Annotated in this window: 14 protein-coding genes and 2 pseudogenes; 10 read left to right on the top strand and 6 right to left on the bottom strand. The window is 68.7% G+C overall.

Annotated elements, in window-relative coordinates; all coding sequences use genetic code 11:
- Window positions 1–73 precede the first annotated feature (73 nt).
- The gene (locus UUA_RS08815) at window positions 74–760 is read left to right on the top strand and encodes a DUF2461 domain-containing protein (RefSeq protein ID WP_008436078.1); all 687 of its coding nucleotides are present in this window, start codon (window positions 74–76) and stop codon (window positions 758–760) included.
- Here the strand turns inward: UUA_RS08815 and UUA_RS08810 are convergent.
- Window positions 757–2,082, bottom strand: a complete 1,326-nt coding sequence (locus UUA_RS08810) for an MFS transporter (protein ID WP_008436077.1) — start codon at window positions 2,080–2,082, stop codon at window positions 757–759. The two genes, UUA_RS08815 and UUA_RS08810, sit on opposite strands and share 4 nt — an antisense overlap.
- A 259-nt stretch (window positions 2,083–2,341) precedes the next feature.
- Here UUA_RS08810 and aqpZ point away from each other — a divergent pair, with 259 nt between their 5' ends.
- Window positions 2,342–3,073 carry an aquaporin Z gene (aqpZ, locus tag UUA_RS08805; protein WP_008436074.1) on the top strand — a complete coding sequence of 244 codons (732 nt, stop codon included), beginning with the start codon at window positions 2,342–2,344 and terminating at the stop codon, window positions 3,071–3,073.
- 46 nt (window positions 3,074–3,119) lie between these two features.
- Here aqpZ and UUA_RS19980 read toward each other — a convergent pair.
- A pseudogene (locus UUA_RS19980) lies at window positions 3,120–3,451 on the bottom strand (VOC family protein).
- A gap of 306 nt (window positions 3,452–3,757) precedes the next feature.
- Here UUA_RS19980 and UUA_RS08795 point away from each other — a divergent pair.
- Window positions 3,758–4,615, top strand: a complete 858-nt coding sequence (locus tag UUA_RS08795; RefSeq protein WP_039953742.1) for a hypothetical protein — start codon at window positions 3,758–3,760, stop codon at window positions 4,613–4,615.
- 5 nt (window positions 4,616–4,620) lie between these two features.
- Complete coding sequence (locus UUA_RS08790; RefSeq protein WP_235605847.1) at window positions 4,621–5,877, top strand: DUF4785 domain-containing protein; 1,257 nt, start codon at window positions 4,621–4,623, stop codon at window positions 5,875–5,877.
- 75 nt (window positions 5,878–5,952) lie between these two features.
- On the opposite strand, the gene epmA is transcribed toward UUA_RS08790, so the two are convergent.
- Genes epmA through rnk form a run of 3 tightly spaced genes read right to left on the bottom strand, consistent with a single transcriptional unit; the run spans window position 5,953 to window position 9,761 of the window.
- Window positions 5,953–6,909, bottom strand: a complete 957-nt coding sequence (epmA, locus tag UUA_RS08785; RefSeq protein ID WP_008436068.1) for an EF-P lysine aminoacylase EpmA — start codon at window positions 6,907–6,909, stop codon at window positions 5,953–5,955.
- On the bottom strand, window positions 6,909–9,299 hold the full coding sequence (gene ligA, locus UUA_RS08780) for an NAD-dependent DNA ligase LigA (protein WP_008436051.1): 2,391 nt from the start codon (window positions 9,297–9,299) through the stop codon (window positions 6,909–6,911). The genes epmA and ligA overlap by 1 nt, the downstream gene beginning before the upstream one ends.
- Before the next feature lie 54 nt (window positions 9,300–9,353).
- Window positions 9,354–9,761 carry a nucleoside diphosphate kinase regulator gene (rnk, locus tag UUA_RS08775; protein WP_008436049.1) on the bottom strand — a complete coding sequence of 136 codons (408 nt, stop codon included), beginning with the start codon at window positions 9,759–9,761 and terminating at the stop codon, window positions 9,354–9,356.
- Window positions 9,762–10,019: 258 nt separating this feature from the next.
- On the opposite strand from rnk, the gene UUA_RS08770 reads away from it, so the two are divergent.
- The 4 genes from UUA_RS08770 to UUA_RS08755 all read left to right on the top strand — a co-directional run bounded on the left by UUA_RS08770 (window position 10,020) and on the right by UUA_RS08755 (window position 15,384).
- A complete protein-coding gene (locus tag UUA_RS08770; RefSeq protein ID WP_008436048.1) occupies window positions 10,020–11,432 on the top strand; it encodes an MFS transporter in 1,413 nt (470 codons plus the stop codon).
- 54 nt (window positions 11,433–11,486) lie between these two features.
- Window positions 11,487–12,692: a cation:proton antiporter gene (locus UUA_RS08765; RefSeq protein ID WP_008436046.1), complete on the top strand. Its 1,206-nt coding sequence runs from the start codon at window positions 11,487–11,489 to the stop codon at window positions 12,690–12,692.
- Window positions 12,693–12,778: 86 nt separating this feature from the next.
- Window positions 12,779–14,194, top strand: coding sequence for a bifunctional enoyl-CoA hydratase/phosphate acetyltransferase (locus tag UUA_RS08760; protein WP_008436045.1), 1,416 nt, complete (start codon window positions 12,779–12,781; stop codon window positions 14,192–14,194).
- Window positions 14,191–15,384, top strand: a complete 1,194-nt coding sequence (locus UUA_RS08755) for an acetate/propionate family kinase (protein ID WP_008436043.1) — start codon at window positions 14,191–14,193, stop codon at window positions 15,382–15,384. The genes UUA_RS08760 and UUA_RS08755 overlap by 4 nt, the downstream gene beginning before the upstream one ends.
- Before the next feature lie 119 nt (window positions 15,385–15,503).
- On the opposite strand, the gene UUA_RS08750 is transcribed toward UUA_RS08755, so the two are convergent.
- Window positions 15,504–17,906, bottom strand: coding sequence for a phosphoketolase family protein (locus UUA_RS08750; RefSeq protein ID WP_008436042.1), 2,403 nt, complete (start codon window positions 17,904–17,906; stop codon window positions 15,504–15,506).
- 158 nt (window positions 17,907–18,064) lie between these two features.
- Between UUA_RS08750 and UUA_RS08745 the strand changes: the two genes are divergently transcribed.
- Both UUA_RS08745 and UUA_RS08740 read left to right on the top strand, forming a co-directional pair.
- The gene (locus UUA_RS08745; RefSeq protein WP_008436040.1) at window positions 18,065–19,351 is read left to right on the top strand and encodes an NRAMP family divalent metal transporter; all 1,287 of its coding nucleotides are present in this window, start codon (window positions 18,065–18,067) and stop codon (window positions 19,349–19,351) included.
- Window positions 19,352–19,686: 335 nt separating this feature from the next.
- Window positions 19,687–20,041, top strand: a pseudogene (locus tag UUA_RS08740) (glutamine--fructose-6-phosphate transaminase (isomerizing)); the annotation flags it as partial.

The following is a 20,041-nucleotide window of genomic DNA, read 5'->3' as shown; positions in this document are numbered from 1 at the left end:
CTGCCCGCCTCTCCAGCACCCGAAAAAATCCGGCGGGCACTGCCCGCGCTACCGAGTCCTTCGACAACCCGCCATGCCCCAACGCTATTTCACCCCCGCCACCTTCCGCTTCCTGCGCGCCGTCGAGCGCAACAACAACCGCGACTGGTTCCACGCGCACAAGGACGACTACGAGCGCCACGTGCGCGAGCCGTTCCTGCAGCTGATCGCCGACCTGCAGGCGCCGCTGGCGAAGATCAGCCCGCACTACCGCGCCGATCCGCGCAAGAACGGCGGCTCGCTGTACCGCATCTACCGCGACACGCGCTACTCCAACAACAAGCTGCCGTACAAGTCGTGGCAGGGTTCGCGCTTCTTCCACCAGCGCCGGCACGAGATTCAGGCGCCCGGTTTCTACCTGCACATCGAGCCCGGCGAGTGCTTCGCCGGCGGCGGCATGTGGCACCCCGAACCCGATGCGCTGAAACACATCCGCGAGTTCCTGGTCGACAACCCGGCCGCGTGGAAGCGCGCCACGCAGAGCAAGGCGTTCCGCGAGCATTTGAAATTGGGCGGCGAATCGCTGGTGCGCCCGCCGCGCGGCTACGACCCCGCCCACGAGCTGATCGAGGATCTCAAGCGCAAGGACTTCATCGCCACCACCGCGTTCGATGAAGCGCTGGCGTGCTCGGAGGAACTGCTGCCGTGGACGGTGGCCACGTTCAAGCGCGTCGCGCCGCTGGTCGACTACCTCTGCGCGGCACAGGAGCTGGAGTTCTAGGCAGGAGCCAGCACGCGCCGCCGCGCGGCCAGCAGCCATGCCGCAACGGCGATCCCGATCATGGCGGTGAACGCAACGTAGTGCGCCGGCGCGAGTACGCCGAACGGCTTCAGCAGCCAGCCGATCAGCAGCGGCGTGAGCCCGCCGAACAGTGCATAGGCGATGTTGTACGAGAACGACAGGCCGGAAAAACGCACCGGCGGCGGGAACGCCGCCACCATCAGCGCCGGCACCACGCCGACCACGCCCACGGCGAAGCCCGCCAGCGCATACAACGCGACGAAGTGCGCGGCACCGGCCTGCAGGTCGATGTACAGCGCGTAACCGCACGCGAACAACCCGATCGCGCCGGCCAGCAGCGCATGCGCATGGCCGATGCGATCGGCCAGCCAGCCGTAAAAGAGGCAACCCAGCGCCAGCGCGAACGAAGCCACGCTGTTGCCGAGGAACGCACGCGCCGGCGCCACATGGAACACCGACTGCGCCAGCGTCGGCGTCATCAGGATCAGCACCACGATCGCCGCGGTGAGCATCCAGGTCACCAGCATCGACAGCAGCACGCCGGGCAGGTGCCGTTCGAACACCAGCCGCAGCGGCAAGCCCGAAGCCAGCTCCTTGCGCGCATGCATCGCCTCGAACACCGGCGTCTCGCTGAGCCAGCGACGCAGCCACACCGCGACGAAGCCGAACACGCCGCCGGCCAGGAATGGCAGCCGCCAGCCATGCTCGAGCACCTCGGCCGGAGTCATGCGGCTGTTGATCGCCGCGGCTGCCAGCGAGCCGATCAGGATGCCCGCGGTGAGCCCTGAGGTGAGGCTGGCGCAGGCCAAGCCGATCCGCTTCGGTGGCACATGTTCGGCCACGAACACCCACGCACCTGGCACCTCGCCACCCACCGCGATGCCCTGCACCACCCGCAGCAAAAGCAGCAAAAGCGGCGCCAGCATGCCGATCTGGGCGTACACCGGCAACAAGCCGATGGCCAGGGTCGGTACCGCCATCAGGAATACGCTGAGCGTGAACATCCGCTTGCGCCCCAGCTTGTCGCCGTAGTGCGCCATCACGATGCCACCCAGTGGCCGCGCCAGGTAACCCACGGCGAAGATGCCGAACACCTGCAGCTGGGCCAGCCACGGTGTGGTGTCGGGCGGAAAAAACAGGTGGCTCAGCGGGATCGCGAAGAACACGAACACCACGAAGTCGTAGAACTCCAGCGCGCCGCCCAGTGCGGACAGCAGCAGGGTGCGGGCGTCGCGGCGGTCCAGCGGGCGCGCTGCCGTGCCGGTCGCCTCCGGTATGGCCAGTGTCGTGGCTTCGCTCATGGGAACCGTGGCCGATGCGGAGGGTTCGGCAACATAGCGCACAGCGTGGCACTACGCGACGCCATGCGCATCCCCTATGCTCGCGCTGCCCGGCGGGATGCCTGGCCACGCGGGCGAGCCAGCCATCCTGCGGGCAGCTGCCCGGCGCCGTTTTCCGGGGAGAGGAAACGCCGTTCCATCTGGCCGTGGGCCAGTGATCCAGACCGCGCCGCACCATCGCGGCGCTCGCGTCCATTCATGCAATCGGGAGGAGTCTTCGATGAACCTGGGCAAACGCATGGCCGCCGAATTGTTCGGCACGTTCTGGCTGGTACTGGGCGGTTGCGGCAGCGCCGTGCTGGCCGCGGGATTTCCGGAACTGGGCATCGGCTTCGCCGGCGTGGCGCTGGCCTTCGGCCTCACCCTGCTGACGATGTGCTACGCCATCGGCCACATCTCCGGCTGCCACATCAACCCGGCCGTGACCTGCGGTCTCGCCGCCGGCGGCCGCTTTCCGTTGAAGGATGTGATCCCCTACATCGTCGCCCAGGTGATCGGCGGCCTCGTGGCCGGCGCGGTGCTGTACGTGATCGCCTCGGGCAAGGCGGGCTTCGATCCCGTCGGTGGCGGCTTCGCCTCGAACGGCTTCGGCGCGCATTCGCCGGGCGGCTATTCGATGACTGCAGCCGCGGTATGCGAGATCGTGATGACCGGCTTCTTCATCTTCATCATCATGGGTGCCACCCACCGGAGCGCGCCGGTAGGCTTCGCCGGCATCGCGATCGGCCTCGCGCTGACCCTGATCCACCTGGTCAGCATCCCGGTCACCAACACCTCGGTGAACCCGGCGCGCTCGACTGGCGTGGCCTTCTTCCAGGGCGGCTGGGCGGTGGAACAGCTGTGGTTCTTCTGGGTGATACCGATCATCGGCGGCATCATCGGCGGGCTGATCTACCGCTATCTGTGGAGCGACCGCCCCGCGCAGCCCGACATCAGGGGCGACCGGGCCTGAGCAAGGCCCGCACGCCACGCGGCCAGCCCGCGTGGCGTGATCTCGTCTACGCCTCATAAAGCTCGATCGGCAAGCCATCGGGGTCGGCAAAGAAAACGCAGCGGCGACCGGTGCACTCGTCCACCCGCATCGGCTCGCAAACGACGCCGAGCGCCGTCAGCGCGATCGCCGCCGCCTCCCCGTCAGCCACGACGAAGGCGAGGTGGCGCAGGAAGAACGCGGTGGCGCACCAGGGAAGGAAAACGGCTCCAGTTGCGCACCGGGGCTGACTTCCAGGTCGCACTTCCAGGAATCGCGCGCCTCGCGGTAGGCCGCGCGCGGCGCACCGTGTTGTCGCGCTCGAAGCGCGCTGCTCGGCGGCGGCGTTGAGCTCGTGATAGCCGGTTAGTACGGCCCGAGGTACAGCCTGCCTCGCCTGTGCATTCCGGCCATGACCAGCGCGCAACCTTGGCAGTGGTGCCCGCCACTGCCATTGTGCGGTTGCGTCAAGACGCAGTCGTATGGCGCTGCTAGAGTCCATACCGTGCTGCACGGTCCGGGGGGATCGGACGGCACATTCCGACGATGCCTCGCTGGCATCACCCGTAGTCGACCTGCCTGCAGCACAGGTGGCTTGGCGCACCTGTGGCTGCATGCGGCCGGCTCTACCCGCGGCGCTTCGCCGCTTCAAGGGGAGAGACCCAAGTGCGACGCACGACGACGATATTGTCAATGCTCCTGGCCTGCGCCACCGCGCAGGCCGCCACCACCGGGGTAGCGCTGGTGCACGGCACCGGCAGCCAGACCGACGCCTACAACGACTACTGGCAGGCCGCCATGGTCGAAGGCGTGCGCAACGGCCTGACCGACCGCAGCAACCTGCTGGTGGTCAACTGCGATTTCAACCAGTACATGTGGGACAGCCGCGCCGCCGGCTGCCTGGCCGGCCAGCTCACCAGCTTCATCCAGAACCGACAAATTGACCGCCTGATCGTCATCACCCACTCCAACGGCGGCAACGTGATGCGCTGGATCCTGTCCAACCCGACCTGGGATGCACGCTACCCGGCCATCATCAGCCGCATCGCCAAGGTCGACGCGCTCGCCCCGTCCAGCGCCGGCACGCCGCTGGCTGATGCGGTGATCGCAGGCAACGTGTTCGAGTCCGCGCTGGGCTGGCTGCTCGGCTACAAGACCGACGCGGTGCGCCAGCAGCAGGTCGGCTGGATGGCCGTCTACAACCAGCAATACTTGCTCGGCACCAGCGGGCGGCCGGCGCTGCCGGTGCCCTTCCGTGCGGTGGTCGGCACCGACGTGGTGTCCGGCTTCTGGAGCAGCCAGGCTTACTGCGGTGGCTATTCGCAAAGCGTGGGGCTGGAGCTCACCCAGAACTGGCTGAACAGCTGCTCGGACGGCTTCATCGAGTGCTCCAGCGCGTCCGCCGCCGGCACGGTGTGGTTCCGCGACACGCAGCAGACCGGCGGCTCCGTGCTGAACCACAACCAGAGCCGGCGCGCCTGCTTTGGCCTCGAATCCATTCTCGCCAACGACGTCAGGGGATGATCGCCATGAAGCCAAGCATTCTTCTCACAACGCCCTTGCTGGCGATCTGTCTGGCCGCGCCGGCGATGGCCGGCAGCCAGGTGCTGCTGCCGCCGCAGCAGGGCGACCTGGTGCCCACCGTGCTGCAGGCACGCACCGCCACGCCGCGTCCCGCGCAGCCGATCACGGCGACGCCCGAACTGCGTGTGGAACTCGCCCCGCTCCACGTGAGCTGGCCGTTGCCGCACGACGCCGCACTCGAGTCGCAGCCAGCGCCGTTCGCACGCGACAGCCGTGAATACTGGCGCGACGTCTCGGCCAGCGAACTCAGGTTCGGCCTGTCACTGCCGTTGAGCGCACCCGGCGCAATCATCCGGCTCAGCCCCGGCAACGCGGCGGTCGGCAAGCTGGATCCGGCCGGCGTGCAACTGCAGCTGGGCCGGCAATCGTTGAACGCGAATGCCGCCAGCCGGCAGCTGGCCGATGCCGCCGCGCTGCATGCGGCCGGCATGGACGTGCCGGCGGCGTCACTGGTGATGCAGCTCCGGCCCGAACTCGGCAGCGGCGTCGCCACCTTGCGCGTGCCGGCGGCCAACGGCCGTTACGTGGTGCACGTATACGAACCGCAGAGTCCATTCACCGCCACCGCGAAGGCCGATCGTGGCGACCTGTTGCAGGGCCAGAGCGTGCACGTGCGGGTGGCGCTGCAGGATCAGGACCGCGAGCTGCCGCTCAGTTCGGTCGGTGGCCTGCTGCGGGCGCCGGACGGCAGCAGCACGTCGCTGACCTTCCGTCGCCAGGCCGATGGCAGCTTCGCCGCCGACGTCAGTCCACGCGGCATCCAGGGCACGCCCGGGCTATGGGAAGTGCACGGCTTCACCGTGGGCAGGGACAGCGCCGGCCACGAGATCCGCCGCGACACCACCACCGTGTTCGCCGCGGCCGCGCCGGTGGCCCGCCTCAGCGGGCTGGCCAGCACCGCCCGCGCGACGGACCACGGCATCGACATCGCGTTTGGCGTGACGGCCCGCGCCGACAGCCGCTATGCGGTTTCCGCCGTGCTGTACGGACGTGCTGACGACGGCTCGATGGTGCCGGCGGCATTCGCGCAATCAGCGGCGTGGCTGCCGGCCGGCGATGGCCAGCTCACCCTGCACTACGATCCGGTCAGCCTGCAGGGCATTGGCGCGCCGTACGAACTGCACGACCTGCTCCTGCAGGATCAGCCAGCGGTGGGCCTGCTGGAGCGTCGCGCGCTGGCGATGCGCTTCATCGCGCCATAGCCACCTTCGGAAGATCGTCGGCAATCATGCCGCGGCCCCTCTCGACCACGGGGCCGCGGATTTCTGGCAGCCACATCAGGCTTCGGAAAACGCGAACGCCAGCACGTCGGCGATCGCGTCGGTATCGGCCAGGCACATCAGCAGCCGCTCCACGCCCAGCGCCACGCCGGCGCAGTCGGGCAGCGCGTCGAGCACGCCGAGCAGGCGCTCGTCCAGTGGAACTTCGTGCAGGCCGCGCTGCCGGCGGCGCGCGTTGTCGCGCTCGAAACGCATGCGCTGCTCGGCGGCATCGTTCAACTCGTGGTAGCCGTTGGCCAGTTCGTAGCGGCCCAGGTACAGCTCGAAACGCTCGGCCAGCGGCGGTTCGTCGGGGCGGACTTTCGCCAGGGCGCACTGGCTGGCCGGGTAGTCGTGGATCACCGTGATGCGGTCACGCGGAAACGCTGGTTGCAGCTTGTGCGTGATCAGCAGGTCGAGCCAGTCGTCGTGACCCAGGCCCGCCGGATCGATGCCGGACTCGGCCAGCGGCGCGCGCAGCGTGTCGATGGCGGCATGCGCCGGATCGATGCCCAGCTCGTCGAGGAACAGCTGGCGGTAGCTCGTCACCACCAGCTCGGCGCGCCGCTCCACCATCGCCAGCGCCGCCTCGACCAACGCGACGGTTTCCTGCATCAGCCGGCGATGGTCCCAGCCCACCCGGTACCACTCCAGCATGGTGAATTCGGGGTTGTGCCGGCCGCCCGCCTCGCCGTTGCGGAACACCCGGCCCAGCTCGTAGCAGTCGCCGATGCCGGCGGCGAGCAGCCGCTTCAGCGGGTACTCCGGCGAGGTGCGCAGCCAGCGCTCGCGCGCGCCGGCGTCGACATGGCCGCTGAACATCGTGCTGAAGCTCTCGATGTTCGGCTCGGTATTGCCGGCGGCGGAGAGAATCGGCGTTTCCACTTCCAGCACGCCGCGCTCGGCGAAGAACGCGCGCAGCAGCGCGTACAGTCGTGCGCGCAGTTGCAGGGCGGCCCGCGGGGCGAGACCCATCAGCCCGCCTCGTGCTGGCCGAGCAGGGCCAGCAGCTGCGCCTCGTCCCACACCGGCACGCCCAGCTCCTGCGCCTTGTCCAGCTTGGAGCCGGCCGCTTCACCGGCGACCACCACGCTGGTCTTCTTCGACACCGAGCCGGACACCTTGGCGCCCAGCGACTCGAGTCGATCCTTCGCTTCGTCGCGGCTGAGCGAGGCCAGCGTGCCGGTGAGCACGAAGGTTTGTCCCTCCAGCGGTGCGGCCGTCGCCTTGGCCGTATGCGGGATCGCCTTGAGCAGGCGCTGCATCGCCGCCTCGCCCTCGCGCAGCCCGGCCAGTGCGGCCGGGTCGGCAAGGTGTTTTTCCAGACTGGCCGCGGCTGCCTGCGGCACACCGGCGGTGATCCAGTGCGCCGGTCCGCCGGCCAGCAACTGGTCGAGCGTGGGGAAGTGTTGCGCCAGCAGCGCGCAGCTCTTCGGGCCGAGCTTGTTGATGTTGGCCATGCCCAGCAACACGCCGAGATTCAGACGATCGCGCAGCAGCGGCGACGGCGCGCCCTCGTCACTGAACGTGATGCCGGCGTCGAGCAGCGCGTCGACCACCTGCTCGTTGCCCGCCTGTGCGAAGAAGCCGGCGATCGAGGTGGCCACTTCGCTGCCGATGTCCGGCAGCACGCGCAGCACCGCCGCCGGCATGCTGCGCACGAACTCCAGCCGGCCCAGCCACCCCGCCAGCGTCTTCGCCGTGCTCTCGCCGATGTGCATGATGCCCAGCGCGTACAGGAAGCGCGCCAGCGTGGTGTGCTTGCTGGCCTCGATCCCGGCCACCAGGTTTTCCGCCCACTTGGTCGCTATCTTGCCGGCCTTGACCGTTTCCGGCGTAGTCCCATCACGCTCGTCGATGCGGCGCTTCATCTCGACGAAATCGTCCACACTCAGGCCGTACAGGTCGGCCGGCGAGTGCACGATGTCCAGCTCCACCAGCGCCTCGGCGAAGCGTTCGCCCAGGCCTTCGATATCCATGGCGCGGCGCGAGGCGAAGTGGATCAGTGCCTCCTTGCGCTGCGCGGCGCAGATCAGCCCGCCGGAGCAGCGATACGCCGCCTCGCCCTCCTCGCGCAGCAGCTCGGAACCGCACACCGGGCAGCGTGCGGGCATGTGCCAGGGATGCGTATGCGGCGGCCGCAGCTCAGTCATCACGCGCACCACTTCCGGGATCACGTCGCCGGCGCGACGCACGATCACCGTGTCGCCCACGCGCACGTCCAGCCGCGCCACCTGGTCGGCGTTGTGCAGGGTGGCGTTGGTGACGGTGACGCCAGCCACCTGCACCGGTGCCAGCCGCGCCACCGGGGTGGCCGCGCCGGTGCGGCCGATCTGGATCTCGATCGCCTCGACCGTGGTGGTTTGCTCCTGCGCGGGGAACTTGTGTGCGAGCGCCCAGCGTGGCGCGCGCGAGACGAAGCCCATCTTGCGCTGGCCGGCGTAGTCATCCAGCTTGTAGACCACGCCGTCGATGTCATACGGCAGGCTGTCGCGCTTGCCGCCGATGCGGTGGTAGTAGGCGATCAGCCCGTCGAAGCCGCGCGCGGTGTCCACTTCCGGCGATACCGGGAAGCCCCACTCGCGCAGCTGGCGCAGCGTGGCCGAATGGGTCGGCGGCAGCTCGCCGCCCTCGACCTCGCCCACCGCGTAGGCGAAGAAGCTCAGCCGCCGTTTCGCGGTGACCGCCGGGTCGAGCTGGCGCAGCGAACCGGCCGCGCCGTTGCGCGGGTTCGCCAGCGGCTTCTCGCCGTGCTTGCGGGCGTATTCGTTGAACGCCTCGAAATCCTTGTGCAGCATGATCACTTCGCCGCGCACTTCCAGCACGTCGGGCCAGCCCTTGCCGCGCAGCTTCAAGGGAATGGCGCGCACCGTGCGCAGGTTCGCGGTCACGTCCTCGCCGGTCTCGCCGTCGCCGCGGGTGGCGCCCTGCACGAATACGCCGTGCTCGTAGCGCAGGCTGATCGCCAGGCCGTCGAGTTTGGGTTCCACCGAGAAAACGGGGTCGCTCCGTTTCGTGGTCTGCTCGATGCGCCGCTCGAACTCCGCCACCTCACGGAAGCGGTCGCGATCGCTGTCACCGTCCTGCTCGAACGCGTTGCCCAGTGACAGCATCGGGATCGCATGGCGCACCTCGGCAAAGCCACCGCTGGCACGCGCGCCGACCTTGCGCGTCGGCGAATCGGCCGTGGCCAGCACGGGGTATTCGGCCTCCAGCGCCTCCAGCTCGCGCATCAGCCGGTCGTACTCGGCGTCGGTGATGTCCGGGTCGTCGAGCACGTGATAGCGGTAGTTGGCCTGCTCGATCTGCGCCCGCAGCGCGGCGGCGCGGGCGATAGTCTCGGCCGGGGCCGGGTGTGCGGTCATGCGGGTCTCCATCGGATCTCCCCGCAGTTTAACGACACCGGCGCGCGATGCGACTCAGCGGTGGAAGTGCCCCGCCGCTTCCGGCTGGTAGGCGATCTCCAGCACCTTCAGGCGGCGCTTGCGGCCGTCCGGCGTGGGCCAGTCGATCTGTTGGCCCTGCGCCAGCCCGAGCAGTGCGCTGCCCACCGGCGCCAGGATCGACACCGTGCCGGGCGTACCCGCAGCCGCCGGATACACCAGGGTCAGGGTCAGCTTTTCGCCATTGCTCTCGTCCTCGAAGGTGACGGTAGAGTTCATCGTCACGATGTGGTCCGGCATCGCCGCCGGCTCGACCACGTCGGCACGATCCAGTTCCGCGCGCAGCGCATCGAGCTTGTCGGCCTCGACGGGCGGCAGGCGCTCCAGCAACGCTTCGATGCGTTCCATGTCGATGCGGGAAACAGTGATCGGTGGCTTGCTCATGACTTTTCCTGATACTCGCGGCTCCTGCCGCACAAAAGCACACGCCGGAACGAAGCCGCCCCGGCGCGTGTGGTTGTTAGTGGCCGTTATGCCTATCTGGGCATGACTGGCAGATGAAACAAGGTCCACTGTGCTGATACCGCCAGAGAAAATCAAGCTTTCATAGCAGTTACCATGCGGAAAATGCCTCCCCAAACCGCTGCGGACACTCACGCCGTCGCCTCTGACGCCCCCGTGCCAACGACGGATACGGCTGATTTGCGTGATATTTCCACGCGGGAGCGCTTCCGTGGCCTGCTGTGGCTGGTGGCCGCCGCATTCTTCATGCAGGCGCTGGATTCCACCGTGGTCAACACCGCGGTGCCGGCGATGGCCGAAGCGCTCGGGGTGACCCCGCTGGGCATGCGCACCGCGCTGACCAGCTACGTGCTGACCCTGGCGATCCTGATCCCGGCCAGTCCGTGGCTGTGCGACCGCTTAGGCACGCGGCGCGTGTTCGGTGCCGCAATCGTGGTGTTCGGCCTGGGTTCGCTGTTGTGCGGCATCGCACAGACGCTGCCGCAGCTGGTCGCCGCGCGCGTGGTGCAGGGTGTCGGCGGCGCCGCGCTGATGCCGGTGGGGCGCTACGTGCTGGTGCGCAGCATCGACAAGCGCGAGTTCGTGCGGGCAATGAGCACGGTGGCCACATTCGGCCTGCTCGGCTCGGTGCTGGGGCCGCTGCTGGGCGGCGCGATCGTGGAGTTCACCTCGTGGCGGCTGATCTTCCTGATCAACGTGCCGGTGGCGCTTGCCGGCGTGTGGATGAACAAGCGCGACATGCCCGATTATCGGCTCGACCGCGCCAACCGCTTCGACCTGCCCGGCTTCCTGCTGTTCGGTGCCGCCTCGGCCTTGCTGCTCACCGCCTCGGAGCTGGCCGGCAGCACCCCGGTACCGTGGCTGTGGATGGGTCTGTGCGCCCTGCTCGCCGTGCTGCTCGGCGCAGTTTACGTATGGCACAGCCGGCATACCGAACATCCGGTGGCGGACCTGACCCTGTTGAAGGTGCGCAGCGTGTGGGTGTCGCTGGCCGGCGGCCTGTTCACCCGGCTCGGCATCTCCGGCATGTTCCTGCTGCTGGTACTGTTCCTGCAGGTCGGCTGCGGCTGGTCGCCGCTGATGGCTGGTCTGATGATGGTGCCGCAGGCGCTTGGCTCGATCATCGCGAAGTGGGCAGTGAACCGCGCGCTGGTGCGCTACGGCTACCGCCGCCTGCTGCTGGGCAACACGCTGATCGTGGCCGTGCTGCTGGCGGCGTTCGCCCTGCTCGGCCCGGGCTCGCCGGTGTGGGTGATCGCGCTGCTGACCTTCGCCTACGGTGGCTTCGCCGGCCTGCAGTACACCACCATGAATACGCTGATCTACGCCGACCTGGACATCCGGCATGCCTCGATGGCCTCGTCAATGGCCTCGACCGTGCAGTACCTGGCGATGAGCTTCGGCATCGCGCTGTCTACCTTGCTGATGCAGGCGATGCTGCAGGGCCATGCCCACGAGGACTACGTGATGGCGTTCCGCTGGACGATGGTCATGCTCGCGGCGATCACCGCAGCGGCCAGCAGCGTGTTCAGCCGGCTGCGGCACGACCGTCCGCCGTCCGGTGCCGCCGCGCGCACTAGCGGCGCTGCCTGACGCGGAGCCTGCATGTAGCATGCAGTCTTTGTCGAAAGCCCGGGCACGCGCCGCATGCACCACGCCAGCGAGATCCTGTTCACCCTGTTCGTCGTGTTCGTCGCTGCCCAGATCGGCGGCGAGATCGCGCAACGGCTGAAGCTGCCCGGCGTGGTCGGCGAGATCGCTGCCGGCTGCGCGATCGGCCCTTCGCTGCTGGGTTGGATCACGCCCGAACAGATCGCCACCGGCACCCCGCTCGACGTGCTGGCCGAGCTCGGCGTGATCCTGCTGCTGTTCGCGGTGGGCCTGGAAACGCGGCTGGAGGACCTGAAGAAGGTCGGCAAGGTGGCGTTTACGGTCGGCGTGGTCGGGGTGCTGGTGCCGTTCGGCATGGGCAGCGTATGGGCCCACGGCAACGGTCTCGACTGGGACCGCTCGCTGTTCGTCGCGGCCGCGTTCGTGGCCACCTCGGCCGGCATCACCGCGCGCGTGCTGCAGGAACTCAATGCACTTCAGCGCATCGAGAGCAAGGTGATCCTCGGTGCCGCGGTGATCGACGACGTACTGGCCATGCTGCTGCTCGGCGTGGTGGTGTCGCTGCAGGGGGGCGGCAACATCGACGCCGCGCACCTGCTGGCGGTGCTGGCCGGTGCGGTCGGCTTCATCGCGGTGATCGGCTGGGGCGGCACGCGGGTGATGCGCTGGAACTCCAGCTGGCTGGACAAGCCACTGGGCCCGCATTCGCCGCTGATGATCGTGCTGGCGTTGTGCCTGGGGCTGGCCTGGCTGTCCACCCGCTTCGGCCTGGCCGCGATCATCGGCGCGTTCCTGGCCGGCATGATCGCCTCGGAAACGCGCCAGCAGCACACCCTGGAAAAGCAGACCCAGCCGCTGCTGGCCCTGCTCACCCCGTTCTTCTTCGTGGTCACCGGCAGCAAGGTCGACCTGCACGAGCTGGCCAGTGCAGAGGCATTGTGGATGCTGGCCGTGGTCACCGCGATCGCGATCGTCTCCAAGCTGGTCGGCGGCTGGCTCGGCTCGCTCTCGCTGGGCACGCGCAGCGCCACCATCATCGGCTTCGGCATGGTGCCGCGCGGCGAAGTCGGCATCGTGGTCGCCACCCTGGGGCTGGCCGCCGGCGTGTTCGACAACCGCGTCTACGCGATCATCGTGGCGATGTCGCTGCTCACCGCGATGGTGACGCCGCCGGTGCTGGCGTGGCTGCTGAAACGCAGCGCCGGCACCGGCCCGGTCGAGGTTCCCGACGTGCGCGGCTGAATGCCGCTTCGACGCACCGGGGGCGACGGCGCTACGCTGTCCGCACCGGCGCCGCCGGACCTGCCGACACCGACCGGAACCGAAGCATGGACCAGACCACGCCCGACACCGCCGCGCCGCTGATCCGCAACCGCACTTTCGACGAGATCGCCCTAGGCGACAGCGCGACGGTCGAGCGCGTGCTGACCGCCGCCGACGTGCAGCTGCTGGCGACCCTGTATGGCGACGACGATCCGCAGCGGCTGGATCCGGCATGCGCCGCCTCGCCCGCCTTCCACGACATGATCGGCCACGGCATGTGGGGCGTGGCGCTGATTGCCACCGCGCTGGGCACGCGCCTGCCGGGCGCCGGCAGCGCCTGCCTGGAACAGTCGCTGCGTTTCCACGCGCCGGTGCGCATCGGCGACACGCTGGCGGTGCAGGTGCAGGCGATCGCGCGGGATGCCGCCACCCGGCAGATCCGCTTCGCCTGCCGCGGCGTCAACCAGCACGGCGTGCTGACGATCGACGGCACGGTGGAGGTGATCGCGGCCGCCGAACACATCGAGTACGCCGCTACCCGCCTGCCGGCAGTGCGCCTGCCAGACGGCGATGGCCGCCCGCTGATTGCTCGCGCGCTGGCACTGGGTGCGATCCGCGTGGCGGTGGTCCATCCCTGCGACGAAACCAGCCTCGGCGCCGCGCTGGACGCACGCGCGGCCGGCCTGATCGAACCGGTGCTGGTGGCGCCGCAGGCAAAACTCGCGGAGGTGGCGCGCAAGGCCGGGCTCGATCTTGATGGCATCGCCACCGAGGATGTGCCGCACAGCCACGCCGCCGCCGCGCGTGCGGTCGAGCTGGCCGCCGGCGGCCGCGTCGATGCACTGATGAAGGGCAGCCTGCACACCGACGAGCTGATGGCCGCCGTGGTGGCTTCCGCGACCGGCCTGCGCACGGCGCGACGCATCTCGCATTGCTACCTGATGCACAGCCCGGCGTACCCGCGCCCGTTCATCATCACCGACGGTGCGGTCAACATCGCGCCCACGCTGGAGGAAAAGGCCGACATCGTGCGCAACGCGATCGACCTGGCGCACATCCTCGGCGTGACCACGCCGCGGGTGGCGATCCTTGCCGCGGTGGAGACGGTCAACCCGCGCATGCAGACCACGCTCGACGCCGCCGCGCTATGCAAGATGGCCGACCGCGGCCAGATCACCGGTGCGGTGCTGGACGGGCCACTGGCGTTCGACAACGCGATCTCCGCCGCGGCTGCGCGGATCAAGGGCATCGAATCGGAGGTGGCCGGCCTGGCCGACATCCTGCTGGTGCCCGACCTGGAAAGCGGCAACATGCTGGCCAAGCAGCTGGAATACCTGGGCGGCGCCAGCAGCGCAGCGTTGGTGATGGGTGCGCGCGTGCCGATCGTGCTGACCAGTCGCGCCGACTCGCGCGAATCGCGCATCGCCTCATGCGCGCTCGCCGCGCTGGTGGCCCACCGTTACCGGCTCAGCCCGCCATGAACGACAGCAACGCAGGCTCACTCATCCTGGTGCTGAACTGCGGTTCGTCCAGCATCAAGTTCGCGCTGTTCGATGCGGGCGCGACGCCGCTGGCGCGCACGCCGGCGTGGGGCGGCAAGGTCGAAAGCATCACCGGCGATACCCCGGTGTTCAGCGAAAGCGGCGCCGCGGCCGAGACGCTGACGCTGGACTGCGAGCACCCCTACCATGCCGCGCTGACCTACCTGCGCCAGCGCATCGTGGCGCGCCTGCACGGCCGCCGCATCGTGGCGATCGCGCACCGCGTGGTGCACGGCGGCAGCAAGTACTTCGAGCCGGTGCGGGTCGATGCCGCGGTGCTGGCCGACCTGAAAAGCTATATCCCGCTGGCGCCGCTGCATCAGCCGTTCGCGCTGGAGGCGATCAGCGCACTGCTGACCGAACTGCCGCAACTGCCGCAGGTGGCCTGCTTCGACACCGCCTTCCACCAGAGCATGCCGACGGTCGAGAAGATGTTGCCGCTGCCGCGCTCGGCGTGGGAGCAGGGCCTGCGCCGCTACGGTTTCCACGGCCTGTCCTACGCGTACCAGTCGCAGGTGTTGGGCGAGCACTACGGCGACGGCGCGCGCGGTCGCACCATCGTGGCGCACCTGGGCAGCGGCGCCAGCCTGTGCGCCATGCGCAACCTGCGAAGCGTCGCCACCACCATGGGTTTCTCGGCGCTGGACGGGCTGATGATGGGCACGCGCTGTGGCGCGCTGGACCCCGGCGCGGTGATCTACCTGATGGAGATCGGCAAGCTGTCGCTCGAACGGGTGGGCCGCATGCTGTACCACGAGTCCGGCCTGTTCGGCGTTTCCGGGGTGTCCTCCGACCCGCGCGAGCTGCTGCCGCGCGAGGACGAACCACCAGTGCGCGAGGCGCTGGCGCTGTACGTGCGCAGCATCGTGCGCGAGGTGGGCGCGCTGGCGGCTACGCTGGACGGACTGGACATGCTGGCCTTCACCGCCGGCATCGGCGAGCACCAGGCGGTGATCCGCGAACGCATCTGCGCCGGGCTGGGTTTTCTCGGCGTGGCGATCGACCCGGCCGCGAATGCCGCCCACGCGCCGGTCATCTCCAGCACCGCCAGCCGGGTAAAGGTGGTGGTGGAAGCCACCAATGAGGAATGGGTGGCCGCGACGGCCGCCGCTGCGCTCGTTCACGCCTGACCGGCACTTCGACTCGAATTTTCCGCCTGCTTTTTGTAGGAGTCCGCTGACGGGCGATGCTGTTGCCCTGATGCTCCGGATGAAGATCCAAAACAACAGCATCGCCCGCCAGCGGGCTCCTACAAGAGCATGCCGGCGTCCTCGGCACCCCACACCCAGTTGCGGATTTCCGGCAGGTCCTCGCCGTTGTCGTCGATGTACTGCTTGTGCTCGAGCAGCTTGTCCAGCAGCTTCTGCTTGAGGTAGATGCCCCGCTCGCCCGCCTGTGGCACGCGGTTGATCACGTCGATCACCAGGTGGTAGCGGTCCAGCGCGTTCAGCACGGTCATGTCGAACGCGGTGGTGATGGTGCCCTCCTCCTTGTAGCCGTGCACGTGCAGGTTGTCGTGGTTGGTACGCCGGTAGGTGAGCCGGTGGATCAGGCTCGGGTAGCCGTGGTAGGCGAAGATCACCGGCTTGTCGCGGGTGAACAGCTGGTCGAAATCGTCGTCGTCCAGGCCGTGCGGATGCTCGCTGGGTGACTGCAGCTTCATCAGGTCGACCACGTTGACCACGCGCAGCTTCAGCTCCGGCAGGTAGCGGCGCAGGATCGACACCGCCGCCAGCGTCTCCAGCGTGGGCACGTCGCCGGCGCAGGCCATCACCACGTCGGGCTCGCCGTGCTGGTCGCTGCTGGCCCACGGCCACAGGCCGATGCCCAGGGTGCAGTGCCGCTGCGCCGCGTCCATCGCCAGCCATTGCGGCGCCGGGTGCTTGCCGGCCACCACCACGTTGACGTAGTGCCGGCTGCGCAGGCAGTGGTCGATCACCGACAGCAGGCAGTTCGCGTCCGGCGGCAGGTAGACCCGCACGATCTCCGCCTTCTTGTTGACCACGTGGTCGATGAAGCCGGGGTCCTGATGGGTGAAGCCGTTGTGGTCCTGCCGCCACACGTGCGAGGCGAGCAGATAGTTCAGCGAGGCCAGCGGGCGTCGCCATGGAATCGCTGCGGTCATCTTCAGCCACTTGGCGTGCTGGTTGAACATCGAATCGACGATGTGGATGAACGCCTCATAGCAGTTGAACAGGCCGTGCCGCCCGGTCAGCAGGTAGCCTTCCAGCCAGCCTTCGCACTGGTGCTCGCTGAGCATCTCGACCACCCGGCCCTGCGCGGCGAGAAACTCGTCGTTCGGCTTCAGCGCGGCCTCCCACTGGCGGTTGGTGGCCTCGAATACGGCGCCGAGGCCGTTGGATACCGTCTCGTCCGGGCCGAACACGCGAAAGTTGCGCGACGACTCGTTCATCCGGATCACGTCGCGCAGGAACGGCCCAAGCGCGCGCGTATCGCCGCTGCCGCGCACACCCGGCTGCGGCACCGCGAGCGCGTAGTCGCGGAAGTCCGGCAGGCGCAGGTCGCGCAACAGCAGGCCGCCGTTGGTGTGCGGGTTCGCGCTCATCCGGCGCGTGCCAGCTGGCGCCAGCGCGGCGATCTCCGGCCGCAGCCGGCCGTGCGCGTCGAACAGCTCGTCCGGCCGGTAGCTGCGCAGCCACGCCTCGAGCTGCTGCAGGTGCTCCGGCGGGCTGCTGGCGGAGATCGACAGCGGCACCTGGTGCGAGCGGAAGGTACCCTCGTTCGGCTTGCCGTCCACCAACTTCGGCCCGGTCCAACCCTTGGGCGAGTCGAGCACGATCATCGGCCAGCGCGGCCGCGCGGTGACGCCATGTTCGCGCGCATCGCGCTGAATCTGCCGGATCTGCGCCACCACCGCATCCAGCGCCGCCGCCATCGCCTGGTGCATCGCCGCCGGTTCGCTGCCCGACACGAAATACGGCGTCCAGCCGTAGCCGCGCAGCAATGACTCCAGCTCGTCGCGGCCGATCCGCGCCAGCACCGTGGGGTTGGCGATCTTGTAGCCGTTCAGATGCAGGATCGGCAGCACCGCACCATCGCCCACCGGGTCGAGGAACTTGTTCGCATGCCAGGCCGTGGCCAGCGGCCCGGTTTCCGCCTCGCCATCACCGACCACGCAGGCCGCGATCAGCCCCGGGTTGTCGAACACCGCGCCAAATGCGTGGCTCAGCGAGTAGCCGAGTTCGCCGCCTTCATGCAGCGAGCCGGGGCATTCCGGCGAGGCGTGGCTGGGAATGCCGCCCGGAAAGGAAAACTGCTTGAACAAGCGCTGCAGCCCCGCCTCGTCCTGGCTGATGTCCGGGTACACCTCGCTGTAGGTGCCGTCCAGGTACGCGCCCGCCACCACCGCGGGGCCGCCGTGACCGGGGCCGGAGATGTAGAACATGTCCAGGTCGTACTGCCGGATCACCCGGTTCAGGTGCGCGTAGATGAAGTTCTGCCCAGGCGTGGTGCCCCAGTGGCCAAGCAACATGTGCTTGATGTGCGCCAGGGCCAGCGGTTCCTTCAGCAGCGGATTGGCGCGCAGGTAGATCTGCCCGACCGAGAGGTAATTCGCGGCGCGCCACCAGGCGTCGATGCCACGCAACTGGTCGTGGTCGAGCGGCGGGCGGGTGGCGGCATCGGTAGTCATGGTGGGGCATCCCGTGAATGCGGTTCAGCGCATTGTGTACACCCCGGCCCGTGAATTTCGCTGCGACACCTCGTCACACGCGGGGCCCGGGATTGCCGCATCATCTAGATGGATGCCTGCCATGGCCCCGGACGGGGTCACCCAGCGGAAACAGCAGCATGGCCACCCACGAGAACACCGAAGACGGCGGTCGGGAAGCCCCGCCCTGGAAAGATCTCGGCGCCGGCCTGATCACCGGTGCCGCCGATGACGACCCCAGCGGCATCGCCACCTATTCGCAGGTAGGTGCGGCGTTCGGCTACGGCATGCTGTGGTGCGTATTCCTGACCATGCCGCTGATGATCGCGATCCAGGCGATCAGCGCCGGCATCGGCCGCGTCACCGGCCACGGCCTGATGGACGGCATGCGCCTGCACTACCCGCGCAAGCTGGTGTATGCGCTGCTGGCGCTGATCTTCATCGCCAACGTGATCAACCTGGCGGCCGACATCGGCGCCATGGGCGCGGCGCTGCAGCTGCTGATCGGCGGCCCGGCCCTGCTCTACGCCGCGCTCTTCGCCGTGCTGTCGCTGCTGTTGCAGGTGTTCATTCCGTTCACTCGCTACGCACCGATCCTCAAGGTGCTCACCCTCAGCCTGTTCGCCTACGTGGCCACCGTACTGGTAATCGACGTGCCCTGGCGCGCGGTGCTGAAGAGCATCGTGCTGCCGCCGATCAGCTGGAGCGCCGCCTACGCCGTGGGCCTGGTCGCCCTGCTCGGCACCACCATCAGCCCTTATCTGTTTTGCTGGCAGGCCTCCGAGGAAGTGGAGGAGATCGAGACGAGCAAACGACGCAAGCCACTGCAGGACGCGCCGCAACAGGCGCCAAGCGCCCTGCGCCGGATCGGCATCGACACCACGGTGGGGATGATCTTCTCCAATCTGATAGCGTTCTTCATCATCCTCACCGCCGCCGTGGTGCTGCACGCTCACGGCAAGACCGACATCCAGTCCTCGGCCCAGGCCGCCGAAGCGCTGCGGCCGCTGGCCGGCGAGCTGGCGTTCGCGCTGTTCGCTGCCGGCATCATCGGCACCGGCCTGCTGGCCGTGCCGGTGCTGGCCGGTGCCACCGCCTACGCCGCCGCCGGCGCGTTCGGCCAGCGCAGCGGGCTCGAACACAAGCCGCACGAGGCCAGGTTCTTCTATGGCGTGCTGATCGGCTCCGCCCTGCTCGGCATCGCGCTCAACCTCACCCCGCTCGACCCGATCAAGGCGCTGTACTGGAGCGCGGTGGTCAACGGCGTCGCCGCCGTGCCGCTGATGGTCGCGATGATGCTGATGGGCTCCAGCAACAAGGTCATGGGCGAATTCACCATGCCGTGGCCGCTGAAACTGTTCGGCTGGCTGGCCACGGCGGCAATGGCAGGGGCCGTGGCGGTGATGTTCGCCACCTGGGGAAAGTAGACCCCGCAGAGCGCCCGCTCACCACTCGTACACATCGGCAGCGGTATCACGGCTGCCTGCGATGGACGGCCAAATGCATGCCGCCCTGCGCCGCTCAGGGCTGGGAAGCGCAACCGGAAGTATGCGCATCCATGCCGTCAGGGCCCGGCTGCAAGGCGACATGCAGTGCGAAGTCCCGCTAACCGCATCGGCTTCACGGACCGGCCGAACCATTCGGCGACGCAGCGGTCAGTGAGTCGAGCGGCCCGCCAAAGCCTGCGTCCATGCCGGCCACGCGCGACCGCCCGCCCGTGGCAAAGCCGCGGCTCCGTCCTCCACCCAAGGAAACTGCCCCGATGTGCGGAATTGTTGCTGCCGTAGCCCAGCGCGACGTCGCCCCGCTGCTGATCGCCGGCCTGAAGGCGCTCGAATACCGCGGCTACGACTCCTCCGGCGTGGCCGTGCTGGACGGCGGCGAAATCCAGCGCGTGCGCGCCAAGGGCAAGGTGCGCGAGATGGAGGCGCTGTACCTGGCCGACCCGCTGCCCGGCGGCACCGGCATCGCGCACACCCGCTGGGCCACCCACGGCGTGCCGAACGAGGCCAACGCGCACCCGCACATCGCCGGGCGGGTGTCGATCGTGCACAACGGCATCATCGAGAACCACGCCCGCCTGCGCGCCGAGCTGGAGGCCGCCGGCCACGTGTTCA

It is taken from the genome of Rhodanobacter thiooxydans LCS2, assembly GCF_000264375.1.
Taxonomy (GTDB): domain Bacteria; phylum Pseudomonadota; class Gammaproteobacteria; order Xanthomonadales; family Rhodanobacteraceae; genus Rhodanobacter; species Rhodanobacter thiooxydans.
The sequence above is the reverse complement of the archived record's forward strand: the minus strand, read 5'-3'. Positions and strand labels throughout refer to the sequence as shown.

Excerpts from the sequence above, each read along its gene's own strand:
- UUA_RS08750 (WP_008436042.1), bottom strand. The coding sequence starts at position 17,906 with ATGACTACCGATGCCGCCACCCGCCCGCCGCTCGACCACGACCAGTTG.
- UUA_RS08810 (WP_008436077.1), bottom strand. The coding sequence starts at position 2,082 with ATGAGCGAAGCCACGACACTGGCCATACCGGAGGCGACCGGCACGGCA.
- UUA_RS08745 (WP_008436040.1), top strand. The coding sequence starts at position 18,065 with ATGGCCACCCACGAGAACACCGAAGACGGCGGTCGGGAAGCCCCGCCC.
- ligA (WP_008436051.1), bottom strand. The coding sequence starts at position 9,299 with ATGACCGCACACCCGGCCCCGGCCGAGACTATCGCCCGCGCCGCCGCG.
- UUA_RS08815 (WP_008436078.1), top strand. The coding sequence starts at position 74 with ATGCCCCAACGCTATTTCACCCCCGCCACCTTCCGCTTCCTGCGCGCC.
- rnk (WP_008436049.1), bottom strand. The coding sequence starts at position 9,761 with ATGAGCAAGCCACCGATCACTGTTTCCCGCATCGACATGGAACGCATC.
- aqpZ (WP_008436074.1), top strand. The coding sequence starts at position 2,342 with ATGAACCTGGGCAAACGCATGGCCGCCGAATTGTTCGGCACGTTCTGG.
- epmA (WP_008436068.1), bottom strand. The coding sequence starts at position 6,909 with ATGGGTCTCGCCCCGCGGGCCGCCCTGCAACTGCGCGCACGACTGTAC.
- UUA_RS08755 (WP_008436043.1), top strand. The coding sequence starts at position 14,191 with ATGAACGACAGCAACGCAGGCTCACTCATCCTGGTGCTGAACTGCGGT.
- UUA_RS08790 (WP_235605847.1), top strand. The coding sequence starts at position 4,621 with ATGAAGCCAAGCATTCTTCTCACAACGCCCTTGCTGGCGATCTGTCTG.
- UUA_RS08765 (WP_008436046.1), top strand. The coding sequence starts at position 11,487 with ATGCACCACGCCAGCGAGATCCTGTTCACCCTGTTCGTCGTGTTCGTC.
- UUA_RS08760 (WP_008436045.1), top strand. The coding sequence starts at position 12,779 with ATGGACCAGACCACGCCCGACACCGCCGCGCCGCTGATCCGCAACCGC.